Genomic DNA, 23,151 nt, shown 5'->3' on the forward strand with positions numbered 1-23,151 from the left:
GACGTTCGTGGTCGGGAACTCCGGCATCGCCACCCCCGCCTTCCGCTCCACGGACGCCTCCAGCACGTACGGCGCCCGCCGGTCCGGCGGCGCACTGCCCGTGACCACCTTCCTGACCACGGGCAGCACCACCATCGGGGCGACCATGGACTGACCGCGGCGACAGTTCCGACATCTTTTCGCGCGGTCCGGCAACCCTTTCCGGCCACGGCGGCGACTGGTGTGAGGAGACGGGACGGGGCGGCCCCTCCGGCCCGTCCCGTCTCCGTCCCCCTCAGGAAAGGAACGCCCCGTGCGTTTGAGCACCGGACGCCACCGCAGGACGCGCACCCTCTCGATCGCCGCCGCGGTGGCCGTCGCCTCGGGGGCGGGCGGCGTCTGCCTCGGCCTGACGAACGACGGCGCCCGGGCCGCGACGACCACGGTCACCGTGTCGACCACCGCGCAACTGGAAGCGGCCGTGAAGAACGCCGCCGCCGGCACCGTCATCCAGGTCCGCGGCGGCACCTATCACCCGACCGCCACCCTGAAGTCCACGGCGAGCGGCACCCCGTCGAACCGGATCACCCTCCGGGCGTACGGCACGGAGAAGGCCAAGATCGACGGCTCGAAGCTCCCGGCCGGTTCCTGGCTCGCCGGGATCCACGGCAGCTACTGGACCGTGCAGAACCTGACCTTCCAGAAGTCCCCGGCGCAGGGCCTCGTCGTGACCTCCTCCACCGGAGGCGTCTTCAGGAACCTGGTCACCGCCGGCAACGGCGACACCGGCTTCACCCTGCGCGGCGACGGCACGGTCGGCAACCTCGTGCAGAACCTCGACAGCCACGGCAACTACGACCCGGCCGGACACGGGCAGAACGCGGACGGCATCGCCGTGAAGTTCGGCTCCGGGACGGGCAACAGGATCACGGGCGCCCGCCTCTACGACAACTCCGACGACGGCCTCGACCTGTGGCAGTTCTCCACGGCGGTCACCGTCGAGCACTCGTGGGCCTTCGGCAACGGCAGGAACCGGTGGGGCGACACCGCCTTCGGGGGCAACGGCAACGGGTTCGAGCTGGGCGGCGGAGGCGTCGTCGTGGCGCACGTCGTGAACGGCAACGCGGCCTGGGACAACGCCCTCAACGGGTTCACCGAGAACTCCAACCCCGGTGCGATCGCCCTGAACCGCAACACCGCGTACGCCAACGCGCAGGCCGGCTTCTCCTTCGCCACCGGCAAGGCCCGCCTCGCCCGCAACCTCGCCGTGGCCGACCAGGGCGGCCCCGCGAAACCGGGCCCCGCCACGGTGAGCGCCGCGAACAACTGGGACGCCGGCGTCGGCACCCCGGCGTTCCGGTCGACGGACGCGACGACGGCGTACGGCGCCCGCGCGGCGGACGGGTCACTGCCGGCCACGACGTTCCTGACCACCGGGTCCACCACGATCGGCGCCACCATGGACTGACCCGGGCAGCCGAACGCCCCCGCCGGTGACCGCCGGCGGGGGCGTTCCCGCGCCGGCCCGAGAGGGGCTCGGACCGGCGGGCCGAGGGGCCTACTTGTAGGTGATGTCGGACGACGAGAACTTGCAGGTCTTGCCGTCGGCGCCGGTGCCCAGCTCGGTGGGCTCCTTGCCGGTGTTGTTGCCCTGGAAGCGGACGCAGGTCTTCGTCTTCTTCTTGGTGTCGCCCTGGATGCGGATCTTCGACAGGGTCGCGGTGTCGCCGTAGTTGGCGTTGACGCCGACGACGGCCTTCAGGGGCGCCACGACGTCGATGTCGCTCAGCACGACCGTGCGCTTGTACTGCGTCTTGCAGTTGCCGCACGAGCGGACCAGCTTGCCGGAGTTCTCCACCCGGAAGCCGGACACGGTCAGCGTGCCGGCGCCGTTGAACTGGAGCACCTTGTCGGCGGCGTTCTTCGCGCCGCCGCCGACGACCTTGTACACCGACGAGGCGGACTTGCCCTTGAAGCTGGCGGCGTCCTCGCCGACGTCCAGCCACCACACGTTCTGGAGCGTGCAGGAGCCCTTGCAGTGGACGCCGTCGGCGGCCGGGGTGCCGATGATCACGTTCTTCAGGACGGCACCGTCGGCGAGCTCGAAGATCGGGTCCTGGCCCTCGTCCTGGCCGCTGCCGCCCAGGGCGCCGGAGCCGACGAACTTCGTCAGCTTGCCGTCGTAGGTCCCCGACACCTTGATCGTCGACGAGACGGACTTGCTGCCGGTGGCGGTCGGCCAGGCCGTCGCCGCGCCCGCGGACGAGAGCATCGTCGTGGTGACGACCGCCGCGCCCGAGATCGCGAAGGCGGCGGAGCCGGCGATCAGCGCCCGCCGCTTGGTGACCTTGCGGCGGTGCCGGACGCGGGGCTGTGCTGGTGCAGTCATGTACCGGTTCCTCAAGTGGGTGGTGACTCTTGCGCCTTGTGGTCGTCACCGGTGAGGAAAGGGTTGCCGCCCCGCCGAAAAGTTTTTCCCCGGATGTTCTCCCCGGCCGCTACGAGTCCCCGTCGTCCCCGTCGTCGGCGTCGCGGGCGGCGAAGTCCCCGCCCACGACGGCCTGCCGGCCGTCGGCCGTGCCGGACACCACGTAGCTGTCGTCCTTGGCGTCCCGGCCGCCGCGGTCGTGGTCGTACTGCCCGGCGAACACCCACTCGCCCTCGGGCACCGTACGGCCCTCCTTGAGCACCCAGGTGTAGACGAGGAAGCCGTCCCTCTCCTCGGCCGTGAACGTGAAGTCGCCCTCGGGCGGCGAGCGCCAGGCACCCGCCGAGGACACCCCGCCGGTCTGGGCGACCTTCAGCTGCACGGTCAGCGCGGTGAGCGGCTCCGAGGTCTTGAACGTCACGTTGCTCTGCGCCCAGAAGTCGTTGCTGTGCGGGTCCACCGAGCCGTCCGACCACAGCGGGCCGTCCTCGGTGTCGTCGACGGCCGGCAGCAGGTCCGGAGCGGACGCGGAGGGCGTCGCCGACGCCGGCCTCGACGGGGAACCGCTCGGCTCGGGCTCGTCCCGCCCGCCGCCCCCGCCCTGACCGGGCGTCGGCTCCGGCGGGGCCGGCGGGCGGCTCGTCGCGTCCGGGGACTCCACCGGCGGCGACGGGACGGCGACCGTCTGCGGCCGCGGCGGATCGTCCTTCACCGCGGACGCCACCGCGTAGCCGCCGACCGCGAGCATGCCCGCGACCGCGGCGGTGGCGCTCACGATCCGTGCCCAGCCCCACAGGGCCGGCCGGGTCGCCCGGTGACCGCCGGGCCGTTCCTGCTCCACCATGCCGCGTTCGATCCGGGCGAGGATCCGCTCGCGGTTCGGCTCGTACGCCCCGGCCGCCTCGTGCAGCCGGGCGCGCAGCTCGCCGTGCCCGTCCCGCTGCGTCGTCATCGGTTTCTTCCTCCGGCCTCACCCGTGCGCGCCGCCATCACGGCGGGCACCTTCCGCGGACCCCCCGTGGCGCCGAGCAGCCTCTGCAACTCGGCCATCCCCTTCGAGGTCTGGCTCTTCACCGTACCCACCGAGACGCCCAGGGCGAGCGCGGTGTCCTTCTCCGAGAGGTCGAAGGCGTGCCGGAGCACCACGCAGGCCCGTTTGCGGAACGGGAGTCTACGCAGCGCCGACTGGACGTCCACCACGCCCGCGACGTCCGGATTCTCCGTCTTCTCCTCGCGCTGCGACCAGAACAGGGCGATCCTGCGGCGCTCGCGGACCGCGCTGCGGATCCGGGTGCGGGCCAGGTTGGCCACGACACCCCGCGCGTACGCCACCGGGTGATCGGCCGCGCGGACCCGGTCCCAGCGGTGCCAGAGCGCGAGCAGCGCGTCCGCCGCCAGGTCGTCGGCCGCGTCCGCCTCGCCGGTCAGCAGGTGGGCGAGCCGGGCCAGTTCGGCGTGGTGGCGTTCGAAGAAGGCATGGAACTCCACGGAGGCGGCGTCGTCGACGACTGTGCCCACGAGTGACCTCTTCTCGGTGCGGAATCTGCACCCCGGCGGGGGTGGATGCGGTGCGTGTCATGTGAATGACATGGGGATGTCCCGAGGAGGTGGCCGGGACGAGATCCGGAGCGTAGCAGTGGTCAACTGCTCGATCGGTACAGGGGTTCGAACAGTGTATGGCCGACCGAACCCGGATTCCGTGACACGTCGAAAACCCGAACGGGGTCCGGCGAGGGTGCGCGCACCGGCTCCTTCCCCCTGGTCACCGGCGGCGGCGCGAGGACGGCAGGCGCGTCCGACCGTCCTGTCCACCCTTGTCCACCGCGATCGGCCGGACGGACGGGGCGGACGGGGAGAACGGGGCGGACGGGGCGGACGCGATCGTCCCCCTCCGCCCGGACGCCTCAGCGGGCGTCCATGAACCCGGCCTCGTACGCCGCGATCACGGCCTGGGTGCGGTCCCGGGCGCCGGTCTTCGCGAGGACGGCCGCCACGTGCGTCTTCACCGTGGCCGGTCCCACCCCCATCCGGCGGGCGATCTCCGCGTTGGTCAGCCCGGCCGCCATCAGCCGCAGCACCTCGCTCTCCCGCGCGGTGAGCCGCGCCACCCACGGCGGCGCGGGACACGCGCGCGCGTGCCCCACGGCCAGCGCCCGCACCGCCGCCGGAAACAGCAGGCTGTCGCTGCGCGCCACCAGCCGCACGGCCTGCACCAGTTCCTCGGCGTCCGCCCGTTTCAGCAGGAACCCGGCGGCTCCGGCGCGCAGGGCGTCGTACACGTAGGAGTCGTTCTCGAAGGTGGTCAGGACGACGATCCGCGGCGGGTCGGCGAGCGTGGCGAGGATCTGTTCGGTGGCGCGCAGCCCGTCCGTCCGCGGCATGCGCACGTCCATGAGGACCACGTCGGGCCGGGTCTCCCGGACGACGGACACGGCCTCGGCGCCGTCCGCGGCCTCGCCGACCACCTCCAGGTCCGGCTCCGCGGCGAGGATGACGCGCAGCGCGGTGCGCACCATGCGTTCGTCGTCGGCGAGGACGATCCGCACCGGCGGGCGGCTCATGCGGGTCCCTCCGTCGCCGTCCGGCGGTGCGCGCCGGGCACCGTCAGCGGCAGCCGTACGCGCAGCCGCCACCGTCCCTGGACCGCTCCCGCCTCGAACGTCCCGCCGAGCAGCCGCGCCCGGTCGGCGATGCCGCGCAGCCCGTGGCCGCCGCCGGGCCGGTCCGCGGCGGGACGCGCGGCGGGACCCGGCGCGGCCAGGGCGTTGGCGAGGGTGATCTCCAGGTGGTCGCCGGCCGCGTCGATCCGCAGGGCCACGGCCCTCCGGTCGCCGCCGTGCCGGAGGGCGTTGCTCAGCCCCTCCTGCACGATGCGGTAGGCCTCGCGGGACACCGGCGGCGGCAGCGTCGCGACGTCGGCCGTGACCGTCGCGGTGATGCGGGGCCCGGCCGCGCGGGTGCGCCGCAGCAGGCCGTCCAGGTCGGCGGCGAGGGTCGGCGCGGGCGCGGTGCCGGTGGGGTCGCCGTCCCGCAGCACGCCCAGGACGGCGTCGAGTTCACCGACGGTGCGCCGGGTGGTGTCCTCGATCGCGGCGAGCGCCTCGCGCACGAAGCCGGGGTCCGTGTCCAGGACCCGCCGGGCCGCGCCCGCCTGGAGCATGACCGCGCTCAGCGCGTGCCCCACGGAGTCGTGCAGCTCGCGCGCCAGCCGGTTGCGCACGGCGAGGTCGGCGGCGCGTGCCTCGGCCGCCGCCAGCCGGTCCCGGGCACTCGGCCCGAGCAGGGCCGGCGCCCACCGGGCGAGCAGGGCACCGCCGCCGGCCGCGCACCCGGCGAGCGCGACCAGCAGGGCGGCGCCGGCCACCGGGGCGAGCGCCAGGACCCAGCCCTCCCCCCACACCTCCGGCATCCCGAACCGGCTGTGCCGCAGCCCCGCGGAGAACGGCAGCGCCATCAGCACCACGGCGAACGGCGGCACCGCCAGGGACAACCCGGCGACGATCGCGCCGATCCCCAGGTGCAGCGTGAACCAGGCGGCCGTCCGGCCCTTCTCGCCCCGGGTGCGGGCCGGGCCGTACGCCAGCAGACCCGGCCCGACCCCGCACAGCCAGCGCACCGCGCCCGCCTCCAGCGGTCTGACCGGCGGGAACAGGGCCGTGACGGCGGCGACCGGCAGGCCCGTCGCGAACGCCGCGAGTTGCAGGGGCAGCGAACCGAGGACGTCCGCCCAGCCGGTGACCGGCCCGAGGACGACCTCACCGGCCAGCACGTACGGCACGGCGAGCGCGCCGCCGAGGACCAGGTGGAGCCAGCGCAGCCGCGCCCGCCGGCCGAACAGCGGCCGGAGGAAGGCCGTCACGGCCCCGGCCGGCGCCGCGCCGCCGGGGCGGACAGCGAGCGGGCGTGGCGGACGGCGACGGTGGCGACCAGGATCCCGACGATCATCTGGCCAGCGTAGGTGAGCAGCGTCGACGACGTGGGCCGGTCCGCCGGATCGTCGGCGACGAGGACGGCGAGGGCCATCCAGCCGCCCCAGCACGCCACGGCACCGGACCCCGTCCAGGCGAGGGCGAGCGGCACCCGCACCGGCAGCCCCGGGCACCGCCGGAACGCCAGCAGCCAGCCGCCGGTGACCGCGACCAGCAGGAACACGACGTACAAGGACTCCAGGACGTGGAAGTCGCTGCTCCGGCCGGCGATCTGGCTCTCGCTCAGTCCGGTCGTGCCGCCACAGGCCCACAGCAGCCGCAGGGCCAGCGGGAACAGGGCCACCACGGCGGCGGCCACGGCGGCCGCCCGGTGCCGCGTGCCCATGAGGCCGGCCGGCAGGTCCCCCGTCCGGCCGCGCCACACGTGCCCCCAGCGGTCCCGCGCGTACAGCAGGCCGAGCGCGCCCAACGCCAGCCCCTGCACGATGAACCCGGCGTACACGAGGACGAACACCCACTCCCGCAGGAAGGGTTCGTCCGAGCCGCCCGAGGTGCCCCCGGCGCTGCCGCCGAACGCGCGCACCAGCATCTGGAGCGGATAGCCCGTCATGATCGGCGCGAGCAGCCCCGACGCGGCCCACAGGGGCGGCACGAGCAGCCAGGCCGGCACCCGCAGTCCCCACGGCCGGGTCAGCAGCAGGGCCAGCACGATCACCGCGCCGTCCATGAGGACGGTGAGGAGGTTGGCGGCCACCATGGCGGTCGGATGCTCCAGCAGCGGGCTGCCCGCCGGAATGCCGAGGCGCCCGCCGGCCACCCAGACGACCTTCAGGGTCAGGTACGGCAGACAGGCGGCGATCGTGACGGCGCGCAGCAGCCTGCGCGTACCCGAAGGCGTGGACCGGGCGGCGGGGTGCGCGACGGGGCGCGGGGTGAGCGACTGGGTCATGCCGCCACGCTCGCGCACGGACCGTCCCCGGCACATCGAGCGCGATGAGGATCAGCCTCCGCCGCGCGGGGGAGGAGCCCTCCTCCCGGAGGACGGCCCCCCTCCCGCGGGTCAGCCCTCCAGCACCAGGACGACCTCGTCGATCTCCGCACCGCGCGCCTGGGCGAACCCCGTGGCCCGCGCGGTCATCCGGAAGCCGCACTTCTCCAGGACGCGCCGGGAGCCGGCGTTGTCGTCGGCCGCGCGCGCGTACAGCGGGCGTTCGGGGACCTCGGCGAGGAGCACCCGCAGCGCGGCCGTGGCGATGCCGCGCCCCCAGTGGGAGCGGTCCACCCAGTACGTCACCTCGCGCTCGCCCGGTTCGCCGTAGACCGACGCGCTGCCCACCACGTCGCCGTCGGCCAGGATCGCGCGCACCACGGCGGTGGAGGCGCGGATCCGCTGCCAGTGGGCGTCGAAGGCGTCCCGGTCGGCCGGGTCCTTCGGGGTGAACGCGGCCATCCGCAGGGACTCGGGATCGTTCATCTGCCGGTAGAACACCGGCAGATCGCTGTCGTGGACCGGGCGAAGGGCGATCTCCATGCCTCAGAGCCTACGGGTCGCCAGTGTCAGCCGGTCGCGCGCGTCGAACAACGCGTCCTTCACCAGCTGCTCGTGCGCCGGCGTCAGCCGGGCCACCGGCACCGAGCAGCTGATCGCGTCGCGCGCGGGGGTGCGGTACGGGATCGCGACGCCGAAGCAGCGCAGCCCCAGCGTGTTCTCCTCCCGGTCCACGGCGAAGCCCTGCTCGCGGACCTGGTGCAGCTCCTCGATGAGCTTCTCGCGGTCGGTGAGGGTGTGCTCGGTCAGCGCGGGCAGCGTCTCCGGGAGCAGCTTGCGCACCTGCTCGTCGGTGTACGTGCTCAGCAGCGCCTTGCCCAGGGAGGTGGAGTGGGCGGGCAGCCGGCGCCCGACCCGGGTGAAGGGCCGCAGGTAGTGCTGGGACTGGCGGGTGGCGAGGTACACCACGTTGGTGCCGTCCAGCCGGGCCAGGTGGATCGTCTCGGTGGTGTCGTCCGACAGCCGGTCCAGCGTGGGGCGGGCGGCCGCGACCACCTCGTCGCCGTCGATGTAGGACGTGCCGACCAGCAGGGCCCGCACGCCGATGCCGTACCGCGTGCCCGTCGCGTCCGTCTCCACCCAGCCCAGCTCCACCAGCGTGCGCAGCAGCATGTAGAGGCTGGACTTGGGATAGCCGACGGCCTCCTGGACCGACGCGAGGGAGTGCATTCCGGGGCGGCCGGCGAAGTATTCGAGCAGTTCAACCGTCCGCACCGCGGACTTGACCTGCGCCCCGCCCCCCGTCTCGCCAGCCGACATCGCCCTTGACCCCTTCGTTCGACGGGAAATAGTCTCCGACAGCATATTCATCATCGGAGACAGCGTTCAGTATATCGAACATCCCTGGTGGTGAGGTAGAGACAGCGGCATTGCGATGCGGCGACGAACGTGGAGGGACCCGCGGTGGCAGCAGCACCAGTCTGGAGTGTCGACCCCCGAACCGGGAAGCAGCGTGAACAGGTCGCGGTGGAGGCCACGGCCCAGGAGGTGGACTCCGTCGTCCGCGCCGCGCACGACACCCGCGCGGCCCTCGCCGACCGCACCGTCCGCACCGCCTTCCTGCGCACCGCCGCGGACCGGCTGGAGGCCGCCAGGGACCAGCTCGTCGAGGTGGCCGACGCCGAGACCGCCCTCGGCCCGGTCCGGCTGACCGGCGAACTCGCCCGCACCTGCTACCAGCTGCGCGCCTTCGCCGACATCGTCGAGGAGGGCGCCTTCCTCGACGTCGTCATCAACCACCCCGACGACACCGCGACCCCGCCCGTGCCGGACCTGCGCCGCTACAAGGTGCCGCTGGGCGTCGTCGCCGTCTACTCGGCGTCCAACTTCCCCTTCGCGTTCTCCGTCGCCGGCGGCGACACCGCGAGCGCGCTGGCCGCGGGCAACCCGGTCGTCGTCAAGTCCCACCCCGACCACCCGGGCCTGTCCGAGCTGGTCGCCAAGGTGGTCCGCCGGGCCGCCGCCGAGCACGGCGTCCCCGGCGACGTGCTGGGCCTCGTGCACGGCTTCGAGGCGGGCGTCGAGCTGATCGGGCACCCGCTGATCGCCGCCGCCGGCTTCACCGGCTCGATCCGGGGCGGCCGCGCGCTGTTCGACGCGGCGGCCGCACGGCCCGTGCCGATCCCCTTCCACGGCGAGCTGGGCTCGCTCAACCCGGTGGTCGTGACCGAGGCCGCCGCCGCCGAGCGCGCGGAGGCCATCGGGACCGGCCTCGCCGGCTCCATGACGCTGGGCGTCGGACAGTTCTGCGTGAAGCCGGGCCTGGTCCTCGTCCCCTCCGGCGCGGCCGGCGACGGCCTCGTGAAGTCCCTGACCGACGCGGTCAGCGACACCGACGCGGGCGTCCTGCTCGACCACCGCATGCGCGACAACTTCCTCGCCGGCGTCACCGAGCGGGCGCAGCTGCCCGAGGTCGAGACGCCGGTCACCCCCGGGGCGGGCGGCGAGCACACCGTGAGCGCGGGCTTCCTGACCGTTCCGGCCGGGAAGCTCACCGAGGAGGGGGCGTACGACCTGCTCCTGGAGGAGTGCTTCGGCCCGGTGACCGTGGTGGCGCGCTACGACGACGACGACCAGGCGCGGTCCGTCCTCTCGCGGCTGCCCGGCAACCTCACGGCCACCGTGCACCTGTCGACGCGGGAGGCCGCCGGCGAGGGCCGCGGCGCCGAGATCCTCGCCGAACTCACCCCGCTCGCCGGCCGCGTGCTGGTGAACGGCTGGCCGACCGGTGTCGCCGTGGCCCCCGCGCAGCACCACGGCGGCCCCTACCCGGCGACCACCTCCACCTCCACCTCCGTGGGCGGCACGGCCATCGAGCGCTGGCTGCGCCCGGTCGCCTACCAGAACGCCCCCGAGGCCCTGCTGCCGCCCGAGCTGCGCGACGACAACCCGCTCGGCCTGCCGCGGCGCTTCGACAACCGCCTCGAACGCTGACCGGCGCCGGGTGACGGCCCGGCCGACACAAGGATCGGGAAGACTCCCCGCATGGACCTCGAACTGCCCGAACTGCCCTTCCCGCTGCGCACCTACGGGCCCGACGGGCACTGGAGCCACGAGGACGGGGTCCTCACCGCGTGGGCCGGTCCCCGCCAGGACCGGTTCGTGCCGCCCACCGCGGAGGCGCTGGACCCGGCCGGCGACGCCCCCAGGCTGCTGGGGGCGCCCGAGGGCGACTTCCAGCTCATCGCCCGGGTGACCGTCGGCTTCAACGGTGCCTTCGACGCCGGGGTGCTGTACGTCCACGTCGGCGAACGGGCCTGGGCCAAGCTCTGCCTGGAGTACTCCCCGGACGTGCCCACCGTCTGCACGGTGGTCACCCGCGGCCACTCCGACGACGCCAACTCCTTCACGGTGGAGGGTGGTTCGGTCTGGCTCCGGGTGAGCAGGACCGGCCGGGCGTTCGCCTTCCACGCCTCCCGCGACGGCAAGCGGTGGATCTTCGTCCGGCTGTTCACCCTGGGCGACGAGACGGAGACGGGCGCGGCCCTGGTCGGCTTCATGGCGCAGGCGCCGATGGGGGAGGGGTGCGTCGTCACCTACGACCATCTGGAGTTCCGCCCGAAGTGGCCGGACGACCTCCGCGACGGCAGCTGACCGGGGACCGTCACGGCCGCACCGGGCGGAGCGGGGCCGTGACGGTCCGGGCGGAGCGGGGCCGGGCGGGGCCGCGACGCAGCGGAGTCGGGCGGGGCGGGGTCCGGCGGAGCGGATTCGGACAGGACGGGCCGGACCGGCCGGACCGGCCGGACCGGCCGGGGCCGGGCGGGGAATGAACCGAACCGCTTGAACGTTCACGCAGTCGCCGGAGGGAGTCTCCGTACCCGCACGACCTGGAGAGAGCCGAGACATGCGCGTCGAGATCTGGAGCGACATCGCCTGCCCGTGGTGCTACGTGGGCAAGGCCCGCTTCGAGAAGGCGCTCGACGCCTTCCCGCACCGCGACCAGGTCGAGGTCGTGCACCGCTCCTTCGAGCTGGACCCCGGCCGCGCCAAGGGCGACGTCCAGCCCGTGCTGGCCATGCTCACCAAGAAGTACGGCATGAGCGAGGCCCAGGCCCAGGCCGGCGAGGACAACCTCGGCGTCCAGGCCGCCGCCGAGGGCCTCGACTACCGCACCCGCGGGCGCGACCACGGCAACACCTTCGACATGCACCGGCTGCTGCACCTCGCCAAGGAGCGGGGCCGCCAGGACGAGCTGATCCAGCTCCTGTACCGGGCCAACTTCGCCGAGGAGCGCTCCCTGTTCGACGAGGGCGACGAACGGCTCGTGGAACTGGCCGTCGAGGCCGGCCTCGACGCCGACGAGGCGCGCGCGGTCCTCGCCGACCCGGCCGCCTACGCCGACGAGGTCCGCGCCGACGAGCGCGAGGCCGCCCGGCTCGGCGCGAACGGCGTGCCCTTCTTCGTCCTCGACCGCACGTACGGCGTCTCCGGCGCCCAGCCCGCCGAGGTCTTCACCCAGGCCCTGACGCAGGCCTGGGGCGAGCGCTCCCCGCTCCGGCTCGTCGACCAGGGCGACGCCGAGGCCTGCGGCCCGGACGGATGCGCGGTACCGCAGCACTGAAGGGACCGAAGCACCGGAGAACCGGAGGGGCGGGCGCCCGGGCGCGGCCGGGGCCGAAAGACCAGCTCAAGCCCGACTCATAAGCGTTCCTTGGGGAAACCGGGCAGAAAGACGCGATGGACGTGGACTTCGCGGCACCGCACAGTGGAGCCATGGAGACCTTCGAGAACCTCGTCCGCACCGAGTTCGCCCCGAAGAACACCTACCTCAACACCGCGAGCAACGGCCTGCTGCCCGCCCGTACCGTCACCGCCCTGCACGAGGCGGCGCTGCTGCGGGCCGAGGGCAGGCCGCTGACCTCGCTCCACGCGGACGTCGAGGCGAGCCGGGCGGCCTATGCCCGGCTCGCCGGCGTCCCCGTCGGCCGGGTCGCGGCCGGCGCCTCGGTCGCCGCGCACACCGGCGTGATCGCCGCCGCACTGCCCGCGGGCGCCGAGGTCCTCACCGCGGAGGACGACTTCACCTCGGTGCTGAACCCGTTCCACGTCCGCGGCGACCTCAAGGTCCGCGCGGTCCCGCTGGAGCGGCTCGCCGAGGCCGTCCGCCCCGGCACCGCGCTCGTCGCGGTCAGCGCCGCCCAGTCCGCCGACGGGCGGATCGCGGACCTGCCCGCCCTGCGCGAGGCGGCCCGCGCCCACGGAGCGCGCACCTACGTCGACTTCTCCCAGTCCGCCGGCTGGCTGCCGATGGACGCCGGCGCGTACGACTACTCCGTGTCCGTCTCCTTCAAGTGGCTGCTCGGCCCGCACGGGGCCGCCTTCCTCGTGGTCCCGGAGGACTTCGGCGGACTCACCCCGCTGCTGGCCGGCTGGGTCGCCGCCGAGGCGCCGTGGGACAGCTGCTACGGCCCGGTCGCCGAACTCGCCCACTCGGCACGGCGGTTCGACCTGAGCCACGCCCTGTTCACCTACGCGGGGCTGCGCCGGTCCCTCGAACTGATCGAGGAACTCGGCGTCGCCGCCGTACGGGCCCACGACCTGGCCCTCGCCGACCGGTTCCGGGCCGGGCTCGCGGCGCTCGGCCACGAGCCCGTGCCCGCGCCCGGTTCGGCGATCGTCTCGGTGCCCGGCCTCGGCGTCCGGCAGCCGGAGCTGAGCCGCGCGGGCATCGAGGTCTCCGACCGCGCGGGCAACCTGCGCGCGGCCTTCCACCTGTTCAACACGGCGGCGGACGTGGACCGGCTGCTGGACGCGCTGTCGGGCTGAGCCCGCCGCCCGGAGGTCCGGTGGGCGGGCTCGGTCCGACGGCGGGTGGCGGCGTCGGCGCACCGGAGGGCGGTGGCGTCGGCGCACCGGAGGGCGGTGGCGTCAGCGCACCGGCGTGAAGTCGCGGGCGCCGATGAACTCGGGCCGCCGCACCGGCGCCGCGAACGGCTCCACCGCGGCGTTCTCCACGCTGTTGAACACGATGAAGACGTTGCTGCGCGGGAACGGCGTGATGTTGTCGCCGGACCCGTGCATGCAATTGCAGTCGAACCAGGTCGCCGAACCGGCCCGCCCCGTGAACAGCCTGATGCCGTACGCGGACGCCATCTCGGTCAGCGCCTCGTCGGAGGGCGTGCCCGCGTCCTGCATCTGGAGCGACCGCTTGTAGTTGTCCTTCGGCGTGGCGCCGGCGCAGCCCAGGAACGTCTTGTGCGAACCCGGCATGATCATCAGGCCGCCGTTGGTGTCGTGGTTCTCGGTCAGCGCGATCGAGACGGACACCGTCCGCATCCGGGGCAGCCCGTCCTCGGCGTGCCAGGTCTCGAAGTCGGAGTGCCAGTAGAAGCCGGAGGCGCCGAAGCCGGGCTTGACGTTGATGCGCGACTGGTGGACGTACACGTCGGAGCCGAGGAGCTGGCGGGCCCGCCCGACGACCCGCTCGTCGCGCACCAGCCGGGCGAAGACCTCGCTGATCCGGTGCACCTCGAAGACGGACCGGATCTCCTTCGACTTCGGCTCGACGATCGACCGGTCGTCGGCCCGGATCGCCGGGTCGGCCACCAGCCGGTCCAGCTCCCGCTTGTAGACGGCGACCTCGTCGTCGGTGAGGAGCCGGTCGACGGTGGCGAAGCCGTCCCGCTCGAACGACTGGAGGTCGAGCGGCTCGAACGGGCCGGGTGCGTCCGGGGCGCCCCAGACGACCGGGTCCTGGCGGGGGACGGTCACCTCGGTGGCGCCGCGGCTGGGGTAGAGATCGGTGACGGTGGTGCCGGTGACGGTGGTCATGGGGATGTCACACCTCCTCGGGCTCGGTGAGCAGGGGATAGACGCCGTTCTCGTCGTGGTCCTCCCGTCCGGTGACGGGCGGGTTGAACACGCAGATGCAGCGGAAGTCCTCCTTGACGCGGAGCGTGTGCCGCTCGTGCCCGTCGAGGAGGTACATGGTGCCGGGCGTGACGGTGTGCGTCAGCCCGGTCTCGTGGTCGGTGAGTTCGGCCTCGCCCTCCACGCAGACGACGGCCTCGACGTGGTTCGCGTACCACATCGACGTCTCCGTGCCGGCGTAGAGGACCGTCTCGTGCAGCGAGAAGCCGACCCTCTCCCTGGCGAGGACGATGCGCTTGCTCTCCCAGGTGCCGGACGCCGACTTCACGTGCCGGTCGGTGCCTTCGAGTTCCTTGAACGAACGGACGATCACGGTGGTGAGATGCCTCCCGGGTAGGGGACGGTGGTTTTCGGTGACGGACCGTCAGGCGGTCTCGCGGACGGCGCGGGCCAGGGCGCTCATGCCCTCGTCCACCTCCTCGGGCGTGACGGTGAGCGCCGGCAGCAGCTTGACGACCTCGCTCTCGGGCCCGGACGTCTCGATCAGCAGCCCGAGTTCGAAGGCACGGGCGGCGACCCGTCCGGCGCGGGACCTGTCGTGGAACTCCAGGCCCCACACCAGGCCGCGGCCCCGGTACTCCTTGACGTCGGCGAGGTTCTCCTCGGCGATCGAGACCAGCCCCTGCTCGACCTGCTCGCCGCGCTGACGGGTCTGCTTCTCCATCGCCGACCCGTCGGCCCAGTAGGTCTCCAGGGCGGCGGTGGCGGTGACGAAGGCCGGGTTGTTGCCGCGGAAGGTGCCGTTGTGCTCGCCGGGCTCCCACACGTCCAGTTCGGGCTTGAACAGGCACAGCGACATCGGCAGGCCGTAGCCGCTGATCGACTTGGACACGGTGACGATGTCGGGGGTGATGCCCGCCTCCTCGAAGGAGAAGAAGGCCCCGGTGCGCCCGCACCCCATCTGGATGTCGTCGACGATCAGCAGCATGTCCTGCCGCTCGCACAGCTCGGCCAGCGCTCGCAGCCACTCCGGGCGGGCCACGTTGATGCCGCCCTCGCCCTGCACCGTCTCGACGATCACGGCGGCCGGCTTGTTGAGGCCCGAGCCCTGGTCCTCCAGCAGCCGTTCGAACCACAGGAAGTCCGGGACCCGGCCGTCGAAGTAGTTGTCGAACGGCATCGGCGTGCCGTGCACCAGCGGGACGCCCGCCCCGGCCCGCTTGAAGGCGTTCCCGGTGACGGCGAGCGAGCCGAGCGACATCCCGTGGAAGGCGTTGGTGAACGACACGATCGCCTCGCGCCCCTTCACCTTCCGCGCCAGCTTCAGCGCGGACTCCACGGCGTTGGTGCCCGTCGGGCCCGGGAACATGACCTTGTACGGCAGGTCCCGCGGCCGCAGCACCAGGTCCTGGAAGGTCTGCAGGAAGGTCCGTTTGGCGACGGTGGACATGTCCAGCCCGTGGGTGACGCCGTCGCGCATCAGGTAGTCGATCAGCGCCCGTTTCAGCACCGGGTTGTTGTGCCCGTAGTTGAGCGACCCGGCACCGGCGAAGAAGTCCAGGTAGGAGTGGCCGTCCTCGTCGTGCATGCGGCTGCCCCGCGCCCGGTCGAAGACGACGGGCCAGCCGCGGCAGTAGCTGCGCACCTCGGACTCGAGGGTCTCGAACACGCTGAGGTCGGGCTGGGTGATGGTCACGGCGAAACGCTCCTCGATGCGGTGGGGTCGTACGGAGGGAGTCGTGCGGGGGAGTCGTGCGGAGGCCGGCGACGCGGGTGCCCGTGTCGCCGGGTGATCGTGCGGCCGGTGTCGCGTGCGGCCGGGGTGACTCAGGTGAGGGTCAACGGGCCTATGCGGTAAAGCACTTCGGGGTCGTGGGGGCCGTCCGGGAACAGGTCGGTGCCGAACAGGACCTCACGCGTGACGTCCGCGCCGTGCCGGGCGGCGTAGGAGGTGAACAGCCTCTCGGAGGCGGTGTTGCCCGGGGTGATGGTGGTCTCGACGGTGGTGAGGGGGCGCTCGGCGGCCACCCGGGCGGTCAGCCCGTCGAGCAGCGCGGCGGCCAGGCCGCGGCCGCGGTACGCGTCGTCGACCGCCACCTGCCAGACGAGCAGCGTCCGCGGCGCCTCGGGGCGGACGTATCCGGTGACGAACCCGACCGGTTCGCCACCCCCGGCGCGCGCCACCGCGGAGGTGTCGGCGAAGTCCCGGCACCACAGCAGATAGCTGTAGGAGGAGTTCAGATCGAGGTTCCCGGATTCCTTCGCGATACGCCAGAGAGCGGCCCCGTCCGCCACCGAAGGGCGGTCGATCCGCAGGTCTGCTTGTGTGGCAGTCATGCGCATTGAACTTACCGAGGGAAATTAAAAAATGCATGGAGAGGCAGCGGCGATTTCGTGATGCCCCCGTGTGTGCCTTCCGTTCTGTCCCGTTATGCACCGCGCATAACGGGACAGAACGCCAGCCCTGTGCAATGCGTCACGCGCCCGTAATGTGCTCGAAAAATCTCTGCGTTTAAGCCCTGGATGTGCGGGCAGGAGAACCAGGAAAAGTCATCCGGGGAATAGAGAGGGAAAAGGGGCAGGGAAAGGCGCCCGTAAAAGACGACGGGAAAAGGTCGTCATCGCCCGTGTTCAGGCTCCGGTGACTCCGTCGATCCGCTCCCGCAGAACGTCCGCGTGGCCGTTGTGCCGCGCGTACTCCTCGACGAGGTGGATCAGCACCCAGCGCAGACCGACCTCCGCGCCCGCCGCCGGGCCCGCCCGACCAGCCGCCGCCGGGCCCGCCCGACCGGCCGTCGCCGCCGGGCCGTCCCCCGGCCGCCCTCACCGCCAGGCCTGCTCCGCCGCCCGCAGCGCGCCTGTCAGGTCCACGTCCAGGCCCTTCTCGGCGAGTGCCGCGCCCAGGGCCGTGAGGCTGCCGCGGACCGCCCCCGGCGTCGCGTCCGCCCCGTAGTGGTTGACCCGGATCATCTCCTCGGCCAGCGCGCCCCCGCCCGCGGCCAGCGGCACCGCGGGGTCGCTCGCCAGCGCCCGCGCCACCAGTTCCGACGCCACCACGCCCGAGGGCGCCCTGAGCGTGGTGGCGACGGGCGCCGCCTCGCGCGCCTCGTGCACGTACGGCTCCAGGCCGCCCCCCAGCGCCAGCGCCCCCGCGCGCGTCGCGGCGGCGGCGGACGCGTGCCGGGCCATCACGGTCTCCAGGCCCTCCGCCTCGATCCGCTCCACGCACGCCTCGAGCGCCAGCATCTCCAGCTGCGCCGGCGCGTGCAGCAGGGCCTTGCGGCCGCCGTCGATCCACCGCTCCTTCCAGTCCAGCAACGACAGGTAGGAGCGGCGCGGCGCCCGCGGGTTGGCGGCCATCCGGGCCCACGCCCGCTCGCTCACCGACACCGCCGACACGCCCGCCGGCCCGCCCATCGCCTTCTGCGCGCCGATCACGCACAGGTCCACGCCCCAGGCGTCCGGCAGTACCGGCTCGGCGCCCACGGAGGCCACGGCGTCCAGGTAGAACAGCGCGCCGTGCTCCTTCACCACCTCGCCGATCTCCGCGACCGGGTTGGTGTTGCCGGTGGCCGCCTCGGCGTGCACCAGCGACACGAAGTCGATCCCCGGGTGCTCGGCGAAGGCCGCGCGGACCTGCTCGGCGGTGACCGTCGTGTGGAAGGGCACCGCGAGGTCGATCACGGTGGCGCCGCAGTCGCGCAGCCAGTCGCCGAAGGTCTGCCCGTACGGGCCGGTGATCACGTTCAGCGCGGTCGTGCCCGGTCCGGCCGTCCCGCGGATCGCGCCCTCCAGCGGCAGCAGCGCCTCGCCCTGCGTGATCACGACGTCCTGCCGGGTGTCCAGCAGCCGGGCCACCCGGTCCTCGACGGAGGCGAACCGGGCGGCGGTCAGCGGAGCGAGATCCAGGAAGGGGTGCGTCACGGCGGTGCTCTCTTCACTCACGGGGTAGGGGTGACGAGGGTAACCAACGTGACCCCCGTCCCCCTGACCGGCGACTTCTTAGGCGGAACGACCCGGCTGCCAAGGGTTTGATTTGAGAGCCTCAAACTTCTCCTTATAATCGGAACCTCCAGTTCCCCCACAGGAAGGCCCGCCGTGAACACGCTCCTCGGGCGTCGCACCCGTGTCCTGGCCGCCACCACCGCTGCGGCCGGGCTGATGCTCGTGGCCGCCTGCACCTCCAGCGACGACGGCGGCAGCGGGTCCAAGACCGCCGCGGGCGGTGTGGAGCTGGTCAAGGCGGGGCAGCTCACCACCTGCACCCACCTGCCCTACCCGCCGTTCCAGTCGGAGATCGACGGCAAGGTGCAGGGCTTCGACGTCTCCCTGATCGACCTGGTCGCCAAGGACCTGGGCGTCGAGCAGGAGATCCGCGACACGCCGTTCGAGAACTTCAAGACCGGCGCCTTCCTCAACTCCGGCGAGTGCGACCTGGCCGCGGCCGGCATGACCATCACCGAGGAGCGCAAGAAGAACGTCGACTTCTCCGACCCCTACTTCGACGCCACGCAGGCCGTCCTGGTCGCCAAGGACGCCGGGGTGGACTCCCTCGCCGAGATCAAGTCGAAGAACGTCAAGCTCGGCGCGCAGGCGCAGACCACCGGCGAGGACTACGTGACGAAGCAGGGCTTCGACCCGGTCTCCTTCGAGTCCTCCGACGCCGTCCTCAACGGCCTGCGCACCGGCCAGGTCAAGGCCGTCGTCATCGACTACCCGGTCGTCCAGGGCTGGCTGAAGGACAAGGCCACCGCGGACGCCTTCGAGGTCGTCGACAACCTCAACACCGGCGAGCAGTACGGCTTCACGGTGAAGAAGGGCAACACGAAGCTGGTGGCGGCCATCGACAAGGCGATCGCCGACGCCAGGGCCGACGGCACGTACAAGAAGCTCTACGAGCAGTGGATCGGCCCGTACGACGCCGCCGCGGCCTCCCCGTCCGCCTCATGAGCGACGCCACGAAGCTCGAAGTCCCGCCCCGGCGCAAGGGGCTGACGCGGACCCAGAAGCGCAGGCTCTCGCGGGGTGCCCAGTACGTCGTCTTCGTCGCCGCCCTGGTCGCGTTCGCGCTCTCGGCGGACTGGGGCCGGCTGAAGAACCAGTTCGCGCAGGCGGACATCGCCGAGCAGATGTTCCCGGACGTCATCACGCTGGCGCTGAAGAACACCGTGCTCTACACGCTGTCCGGCTTCGCCGTCGGGCTGGCCCTCGGCATGGTCATCGCGCTGATGCGGCTGTCCTCCGTCGGCCCCTACCGCTGGCTCGCCGGGATCTACATCGAGATCTTCCGCGGTCTGCCCGCCCTGCTGATCTTCATCTTCATCGGCGTCGCCGTGCCCCTGGCCTTCCCCGGCACGGAGATCGTCGGCGGCACGTACGGCAAGGTCGCCCTGGCCCTCGGCCTGGTGGCGGCGGCGTACATGGCCGAGACCATCCGCGCGGGCATCCAGGCGGTGCCCAAGGGGCAGCTGGAGGCGGCCCGCTCCCTGGGCTTCTCGCCCGCCCGCGCGATGGTCTCGATCATCATCCCGCAGGCCTTCCGCATCATCCTCCCGCCGCTCACCAACGAACTGGTCCTGCTGTTCAAGGACTCCTCACTGGTGCTGTTCCTCGGCGTCACCCTCGAGGAGCGCGAACTGTCCAAGTACGGCCGCGACCTGGCCAGCACCACCGCCAACTCCACCCCCATCCTCGTCGCCGGCCTGTGCTACCTGCTGGTGACGATCCCGCTCGGCTTCGTCGTGCGCCGCATGGAGGCCAAGGCCCAGGAGGCCGTGCGATGAGCCGACCCGAGATCGAGGTCCGCGCCCTGCACAAGGCGTTCGGCGACAACGAGGTGCTGCGCGGCATCGACCTGGAGATCGGCCGGGGCGAGGTCGTGTGCGTCATCGGCCCGTCCGGCTCCGGCAAGTCGACCCTGCTGCGCTGCGTGAACCTCCTGGAGGAGCCGACCGCGGGCCGGGTGGTCGTCGGCGGCGTCGAACTGACCGACCCCGACGTCGACATCGACGCCGTGCGCCGCCGCATCGGCATGGTCTTCCAGCAGTTCAACCTCTTCCCCCACCTGACGGTGACCGAGAACCTGACGCTGCCGCAGCGCCGGGTCCTGCGCCGCGGCAAGGCGGAGGCGGCCCGGGTCGCCGCCGAGAACCTGGAACGGGTCGGCCTGTCGGAGAAGGCGGCCGCCTACCCCTCCTCCCTCTCCGGCGGCCAGCAGCAGCGCGTGGCCATCGCCCGCGCGCTGGCGATGGGCCCCCAGGTGATGCTGTTCGACGAACCCACGTCGGCACTCGACCCCGAACTGGTCGGCGACGTCCTCGCGGTCATGCGCATGCTCGCCAACGAGGGCATGACCATGATGGTCGTCACCCACGAGATGACCTTCGCCCGCGAGGTCGCCGACCGGGTCGTCTTCATGGACGGCGGAGTGATCGTCGAGGACGGCTCCCCCGCGCAGGTCATCGGCTCCCCCCGCCACGAACGCACCCGCCACTTCCTCTCCCGCCTCCTCGACCCGGCGATGGCCGACGTGGAGGAGGAGACCTCGGACCAGGTGGGCGGCGGCGCCTGAGCCGGACGGCAGGCCCTAAGGTGCCGTGCATGAGCGACGACACGGTGCTGCACGTGAAGGGCAGGGTCCTCGCCGGACCGGGCGAGGACCAGGTCCGCGACGAACTGTGGGTGATCGACGGGAGGGTCTCCTACGACCGCCCCACCGGCGCCCGCGACATCCGCACGGTGACCGGCTGGGCCCTGCCCGGCCTGGTCGACGCCCACTGCCACGTCGGCCTCGGCGCCCACGGGCCGGTCGACGCCGACACGGCCGAGAAGCAGGCGCTCACCGACCGCGACGCCGGGACCCTGCTGATCCGCGACGCCGGTTCGCCCTCCGACACCCGCTGGGTCGACGACCGCGAGGACCTCCCGAAGATCATCAGGGCGGGCCGGCACATCGCCCGCACCCGCCGCTACCTCCGCGGCTACGCCCACGAGATCGAGCCCGCCGACCTCGTCGCGTACGTCGGCCGGGAGGCCCGGCGCGGCGACGGCTGGGTGAAACTGGTCGGCGACTGGATCGACCGCGAGGCGGGCGACCTGACGGCGTGCTGGCCGCGGGACGCCGTCGAGGCGGCGATCGGCGAGGCGCACCGGCTGGGCGCCCGGGTGACGGCGCACTGCTTCGCCGAGTCGTCCCTGCGCGACCTGGTCGAGTCGGGCATCGACTGCGTCGAACACGCCACGGGCCTCACCGACGACCTCATCCCCCTGTTCGTCTCCCGCGGCGTCGCGATCGTCCCGACCCTGGTGAACATCGCGACGTTCCCGCGGCTCGCGGCCGGCGGCGAGACCAAGTACCCCGCCTGGTCCGCCCACATGCGCCGCCTCCACGCCCGCCGCTACGACACCGTCCGCAACGCCCACGACGCCGGGATCCCGGTCTTCGTCGGCACCGACGCGGGCGGTTCCCTGCCGCACGGACTGGTCGCCGCCGAGGTGGCGGAACTGGTGAAGGCGGGCATCCCGCCGCTGGCGGCCCTCGCCGCGGCCACCTGGTCCGCCCGCGACTGGCTCGGCCGCCCCGCGCTGACCGAGGGCGCCCCGGCCGACCTGGTCGTCTACGGACAGGACCCGCGCACGGACGTACGCGTGCTCGGGACGCCGGCGCGGGTGGTGCTGAACGGGCGGATCGTGGGCTGAATCCGTCGAAGGCGTGTGCGGGTGCGCCACGTTGGGGTGAACCCGTCCCGGGGCGCCCTCGAACGGGCGGCGGTGCGACATCCTTTCGAGGTCCCAAGCTTTCTCTCCGGGGGTCCCACACCTTGAACGGCCACACCTTCCGCATGCCCGCACGCCGTTGCGCCACCACGCTGGCCGCCGCCGCCCTCGCCGCCGGTCCCGCGGCGCTGGCCGGCGCACCCGCCGCCCACGCCGCCGAGGAGGGGAGCGCGAGCGCCGTGGTGCTGCGCACCGGCCTCGACGTGGCACTGCTCGACAAGACCGTCGACGTGCCCCTCACCGTCTCCCTCAACGAGGTCCGGGCGCCGCAGAGCGCCGGGCGGACCGCGCTGGCGGCCGAACTCGACGGCGTCGACGGCGGCCGTCCCTTCAGCGTGCTGCGCGCGGACGTGGCCGAGGCGAAGGCCACGGTCGAGGGCGGCAGGGCCGAGGCCTCCACCCGGCTCGCCCACGCCAGGATGCACGTCCCCGGGCTGCCGCTGCTCTCCCTGATCGAGATCGAGGCCGTCTCCGCGAAGGCCGTCTGCGAGGCGGGGAGGACACCCGTCGCCACCTCCCGCCCGGTCGGCGCGGTCACCGTCCTCGGCAAGCGGGTGACGGTGTCGGCGGGCGGTCCCACCGACGTGAAGGTGCCGGGGGTGGGGGAGGTCCGGCTGGACCTCGCGCGGCACACGACGACGTCGCGCACGGCCGCCGCGACGGCGCTGCGGCTCACCGTCTCCGTCGACCCGCTGAACCTCAACGTCGCCGAGGTCACGGGCACGGTGACGCTGGCCGAGGCCACCTGTGAGACACCCGCGGCGCCGCGCGAGGAGGCTCCCCCGAGCGCCGGCCCCGCCGAGCCGGCCGCGCGGGCCGGATCCGCCGAGCCCACCGGATCCGCCGGGGACGTCAGGGCGCAGGGCGCCCCCGCGGAGGCCGGCCTCGCCGAGACGGGCGGCAGCTCGACGACGCCGTACCTCGTGGGCGGCGCGGTCGCCCTGCTCGCGGCGGGCGGCGGAGCGGTGGCCCTGGCACGGCGCCGCGGCTGAGGACGGGATGCCGCCCCGCCGCCCTTTCCCGACCCGGACCCGGGGGCTCCGCCCCCGGACCTCCGGCCTGTGCCCACCCACCACCCGACTCGGTGGGTCGAACGGCGACGGTCGGGCATCTCAGCCCGTCCGGCGCTCGAGGACGAGGCGCGAAGCGCCGACAGGGGGTCCGGGGGCGCAGCCTCC

Annotated in this window: 23 protein-coding genes and 2 pseudogenes; 11 read left to right on the top strand and 14 right to left on the bottom strand. The window is 73.2% G+C overall.

All coding sequences use genetic code 11. The annotated features are described in order from the left end of the window. Window positions 1-16: 16 nt before the first annotated feature. Both ACF09K_RS29245 and ACF09K_RS29250 read left to right on the top strand, forming a co-directional pair. Window positions 17-154, top strand: a pseudogene (locus ACF09K_RS29245) (pectate lyase); the annotation flags it as partial. 138 nt (window positions 155-292) lie between these two features. After that, entirely contained in the window at window positions 293-1,447 is a 1,155-nt protein-coding gene (locus ACF09K_RS29250; RefSeq protein ID WP_392248291.1) for a right-handed parallel beta-helix repeat-containing protein, read from the top strand. Between the two features lie 90 nt (window positions 1,448-1,537). Here the strand turns inward: ACF09K_RS29250 and ACF09K_RS29255 are convergent, their stop codons facing one another. From ACF09K_RS29255 to ACF09K_RS29290, 8 genes are all read right to left on the bottom strand, one after another. Further along, complete coding sequence (locus ACF09K_RS29255) at window positions 1,538-2,368, bottom strand: pectate lyase (protein WP_392248293.1); 831 nt, start codon at window positions 2,366-2,368, stop codon at window positions 1,538-1,540. Between the two features lie 109 nt (window positions 2,369-2,477). Next, window positions 2,478-3,359 (bottom strand): hypothetical protein, encoded by an 882-nt coding sequence (locus ACF09K_RS29260; protein ID WP_392248295.1) that lies wholly within the window; start codon window positions 3,357-3,359, stop codon window positions 2,478-2,480. Beyond that, window positions 3,356-3,925 (bottom strand): SigE family RNA polymerase sigma factor, encoded by a 570-nt coding sequence (locus tag ACF09K_RS29265; RefSeq protein WP_392248297.1) that lies wholly within the window; start codon window positions 3,923-3,925, stop codon window positions 3,356-3,358. Before ACF09K_RS29265 ends, ACF09K_RS29260 begins: the two co-directional genes overlap by 4 nt. Window positions 3,926-4,311: 386 nt before the next feature. Continuing rightward, the gene (locus tag ACF09K_RS29270) at window positions 4,312-4,968 is read right to left on the bottom strand and encodes a response regulator (protein ID WP_392248299.1); all 657 of its coding nucleotides are present in this window, start codon (window positions 4,966-4,968) and stop codon (window positions 4,312-4,314) included. Beyond that, on the bottom strand, window positions 4,965-6,266 hold the full coding sequence (locus ACF09K_RS29275; RefSeq protein WP_392248301.1) for a sensor histidine kinase: 1,302 nt from the start codon (window positions 6,264-6,266) through the stop codon (window positions 4,965-4,967). The genes ACF09K_RS29270 and ACF09K_RS29275 overlap by 4 nt, the downstream gene beginning before the upstream one ends. After that, on the bottom strand, window positions 6,263-7,285 hold the full coding sequence (locus ACF09K_RS29280) for a hypothetical protein (protein WP_392248303.1): 1,023 nt from the start codon (window positions 7,283-7,285) through the stop codon (window positions 6,263-6,265). Before ACF09K_RS29280 ends, ACF09K_RS29275 begins: the two co-directional genes overlap by 4 nt. A gap of 111 nt (window positions 7,286-7,396) precedes the next feature. Beyond that, a complete protein-coding gene (locus tag ACF09K_RS29285) occupies window positions 7,397-7,867 on the bottom strand; it encodes a GNAT family N-acetyltransferase (protein WP_392248305.1) in 471 nt (156 codons plus the stop codon). A gap of 3 nt (window positions 7,868-7,870) precedes the next feature. Beyond that, on the bottom strand, window positions 7,871-8,644 hold the full coding sequence (locus ACF09K_RS29290; protein ID WP_392248307.1) for an IclR family transcriptional regulator: 774 nt from the start codon (window positions 8,642-8,644) through the stop codon (window positions 7,871-7,873). Between the two features lie 144 nt (window positions 8,645-8,788). On the opposite strand from ACF09K_RS29290, the gene ACF09K_RS29295 reads away from it, so the two are divergent. The 4 genes from ACF09K_RS29295 (at window position 8,789) to ACF09K_RS29310 (ending at window position 13,153) form a co-directional block, all read left to right on the top strand. Further along, window positions 8,789-10,318, top strand: a complete 1,530-nt coding sequence (locus ACF09K_RS29295) for an aldehyde dehydrogenase (NADP(+)) (RefSeq protein WP_392248309.1) — start codon at window positions 8,789-8,791, stop codon at window positions 10,316-10,318. A gap of 51 nt (window positions 10,319-10,369) precedes the next feature. Next, window positions 10,370-10,978 (top strand): DUF1349 domain-containing protein, encoded by a 609-nt coding sequence (locus tag ACF09K_RS29300; RefSeq protein ID WP_392248311.1) that lies wholly within the window; start codon window positions 10,370-10,372, stop codon window positions 10,976-10,978. Between the two features lie 253 nt (window positions 10,979-11,231). After that, window positions 11,232-11,948, top strand: a complete 717-nt coding sequence (locus ACF09K_RS29305; RefSeq protein WP_392248313.1) for a DsbA family oxidoreductase — start codon at window positions 11,232-11,234, stop codon at window positions 11,946-11,948. A 152-nt stretch (window positions 11,949-12,100) separates the two neighbouring features. After that, on the top strand, window positions 12,101-13,153 hold the full coding sequence (locus ACF09K_RS29310) for an aminotransferase class V-fold PLP-dependent enzyme (protein WP_392248315.1): 1,053 nt from the start codon (window positions 12,101-12,103) through the stop codon (window positions 13,151-13,153). A gap of 102 nt (window positions 13,154-13,255) precedes the next feature. Here the strand turns inward: ACF09K_RS29310 and thpD are convergent, their stop codons facing one another. The 6 genes and pseudogenes from thpD to ACF09K_RS29340 form a co-directional block, all read right to left on the bottom strand. After that, the gene (thpD, locus tag ACF09K_RS29315) at window positions 13,256-14,158 is read right to left on the bottom strand and encodes an ectoine hydroxylase (protein WP_392248316.1); all 903 of its coding nucleotides are present in this window, start codon (window positions 14,156-14,158) and stop codon (window positions 13,256-13,258) included. A 7-nt stretch (window positions 14,159-14,165) separates the two neighbouring features. Further along, entirely contained in the window at window positions 14,166-14,570 is a 405-nt protein-coding gene (locus tag ACF09K_RS29320) for an ectoine synthase (protein ID WP_392248318.1), read from the bottom strand. A gap of 51 nt (window positions 14,571-14,621) precedes the next feature. Continuing rightward, window positions 14,622-15,893 (bottom strand): diaminobutyrate--2-oxoglutarate transaminase, encoded by a 1,272-nt coding sequence (gene ectB / locus ACF09K_RS29325; RefSeq protein WP_392248319.1) that lies wholly within the window; start codon window positions 15,891-15,893, stop codon window positions 14,622-14,624. A 131-nt stretch (window positions 15,894-16,024) separates the two neighbouring features. After that, window positions 16,025-16,534 carry a diaminobutyrate acetyltransferase gene (gene ectA / locus ACF09K_RS29330; protein WP_392248320.1) on the bottom strand — a complete coding sequence of 170 codons (510 nt, stop codon included), beginning with the start codon at window positions 16,532-16,534 and terminating at the stop codon, window positions 16,025-16,027. Between the two features lie 294 nt (window positions 16,535-16,828). Then, window positions 16,829-16,954, bottom strand: a pseudogene (locus ACF09K_RS29335) (DUF664 domain-containing protein); the annotation flags it as partial. Between the two features lie 66 nt (window positions 16,955-17,020). Continuing rightward, on the bottom strand, window positions 17,021-18,121 hold the full coding sequence (locus ACF09K_RS29340; RefSeq protein WP_392248403.1) for a pyridoxal-phosphate-dependent aminotransferase family protein: 1,101 nt from the start codon (window positions 18,119-18,121) through the stop codon (window positions 17,021-17,023). A 174-nt stretch (window positions 18,122-18,295) separates the two neighbouring features. On the opposite strand from ACF09K_RS29340, the gene ACF09K_RS29345 reads away from it, so the two are divergent. The 5 genes from ACF09K_RS29345 (at window position 18,296) to ACF09K_RS29365 (ending at window position 22,965) form a co-directional block, all read left to right on the top strand. Next, complete coding sequence (locus ACF09K_RS29345) at window positions 18,296-19,147, top strand: transporter substrate-binding domain-containing protein (RefSeq protein WP_392248322.1); 852 nt, start codon at window positions 18,296-18,298, stop codon at window positions 19,145-19,147. Further along, a complete protein-coding gene (locus ACF09K_RS29350; RefSeq protein WP_392248324.1) occupies window positions 19,144-19,980 on the top strand; it encodes an amino acid ABC transporter permease in 837 nt (278 codons plus the stop codon). The genes ACF09K_RS29345 and ACF09K_RS29350 overlap by 4 nt, the downstream gene beginning before the upstream one ends. Then, window positions 19,977-20,768 carry an amino acid ABC transporter ATP-binding protein gene (locus ACF09K_RS29355; RefSeq protein WP_392248326.1) on the top strand — a complete coding sequence of 264 codons (792 nt, stop codon included), beginning with the start codon at window positions 19,977-19,979 and terminating at the stop codon, window positions 20,766-20,768. The genes ACF09K_RS29350 and ACF09K_RS29355 overlap by 4 nt, the downstream gene beginning before the upstream one ends. A 29-nt stretch (window positions 20,769-20,797) precedes the next feature. Next, window positions 20,798-21,895 (top strand): amidohydrolase family protein, encoded by a 1,098-nt coding sequence (locus ACF09K_RS29360; RefSeq protein WP_392248328.1) that lies wholly within the window; start codon window positions 20,798-20,800, stop codon window positions 21,893-21,895. Between the two features lie 122 nt (window positions 21,896-22,017). Beyond that, window positions 22,018-22,965 (top strand): SCO1860 family LAETG-anchored protein, encoded by a 948-nt coding sequence (locus ACF09K_RS29365; RefSeq protein WP_392248329.1) that lies wholly within the window; start codon window positions 22,018-22,020, stop codon window positions 22,963-22,965. Window positions 22,966-23,151 lie beyond the last annotated feature (186 nt).

This window comes from Streptomyces sp. NPDC014882 (assembly GCF_043081325.1).
Taxonomy (GTDB): Bacteria; Actinomycetota; Actinomycetes; order Streptomycetales; family Streptomycetaceae; genus Streptomyces.

Excerpts from the sequence above, each read along its gene's own strand:
- ACF09K_RS29350 (WP_392248324.1), top strand. The coding sequence starts at position 19,144 with ATGAGCGACGCCACGAAGCTCGAAGTCCCGCCCCGGCGCAAGGGGCTG.
- ACF09K_RS29360 (WP_392248328.1), top strand. The coding sequence starts at position 20,798 with ATGAGCGACGACACGGTGCTGCACGTGAAGGGCAGGGTCCTCGCCGGA.
- ACF09K_RS29285 (WP_392248305.1), bottom strand. The coding sequence starts at position 7,867 with ATGGAGATCGCCCTTCGCCCGGTCCACGACAGCGATCTGCCGGTGTTC.
- ectA (WP_392248320.1), bottom strand. The coding sequence starts at position 16,534 with ATGACTGCCACACAAGCAGACCTGCGGATCGACCGCCCTTCGGTGGCG.
- ACF09K_RS29300 (WP_392248311.1), top strand. The coding sequence starts at position 10,370 with ATGGACCTCGAACTGCCCGAACTGCCCTTCCCGCTGCGCACCTACGGG.
- ACF09K_RS29290 (WP_392248307.1), bottom strand. The coding sequence starts at position 8,644 with ATGTCGGCTGGCGAGACGGGGGGCGGGGCGCAGGTCAAGTCCGCGGTG.
- ACF09K_RS29255 (WP_392248293.1), bottom strand. The coding sequence starts at position 2,368 with ATGACTGCACCAGCACAGCCCCGCGTCCGGCACCGCCGCAAGGTCACC.
- ACF09K_RS29280 (WP_392248303.1), bottom strand. The coding sequence starts at position 7,285 with ATGACCCAGTCGCTCACCCCGCGCCCCGTCGCGCACCCCGCCGCCCGG.
- ACF09K_RS29260 (WP_392248295.1), bottom strand. The coding sequence starts at position 3,359 with ATGACGACGCAGCGGGACGGGCACGGCGAGCTGCGCGCCCGGCTGCAC.
- ACF09K_RS29310 (WP_392248315.1), top strand. The coding sequence starts at position 12,101 with ATGGAGACCTTCGAGAACCTCGTCCGCACCGAGTTCGCCCCGAAGAAC.
- ACF09K_RS29305 (WP_392248313.1), top strand. The coding sequence starts at position 11,232 with ATGCGCGTCGAGATCTGGAGCGACATCGCCTGCCCGTGGTGCTACGTG.
- thpD (WP_392248316.1), bottom strand. The coding sequence starts at position 14,158 with ATGACCACCGTCACCGGCACCACCGTCACCGATCTCTACCCCAGCCGC.
- ACF09K_RS29270 (WP_392248299.1), bottom strand. The coding sequence starts at position 4,968 with ATGAGCCGCCCGCCGGTGCGGATCGTCCTCGCCGACGACGAACGCATG.
- ACF09K_RS29355 (WP_392248326.1), top strand. The coding sequence starts at position 19,977 with ATGAGCCGACCCGAGATCGAGGTCCGCGCCCTGCACAAGGCGTTCGGC.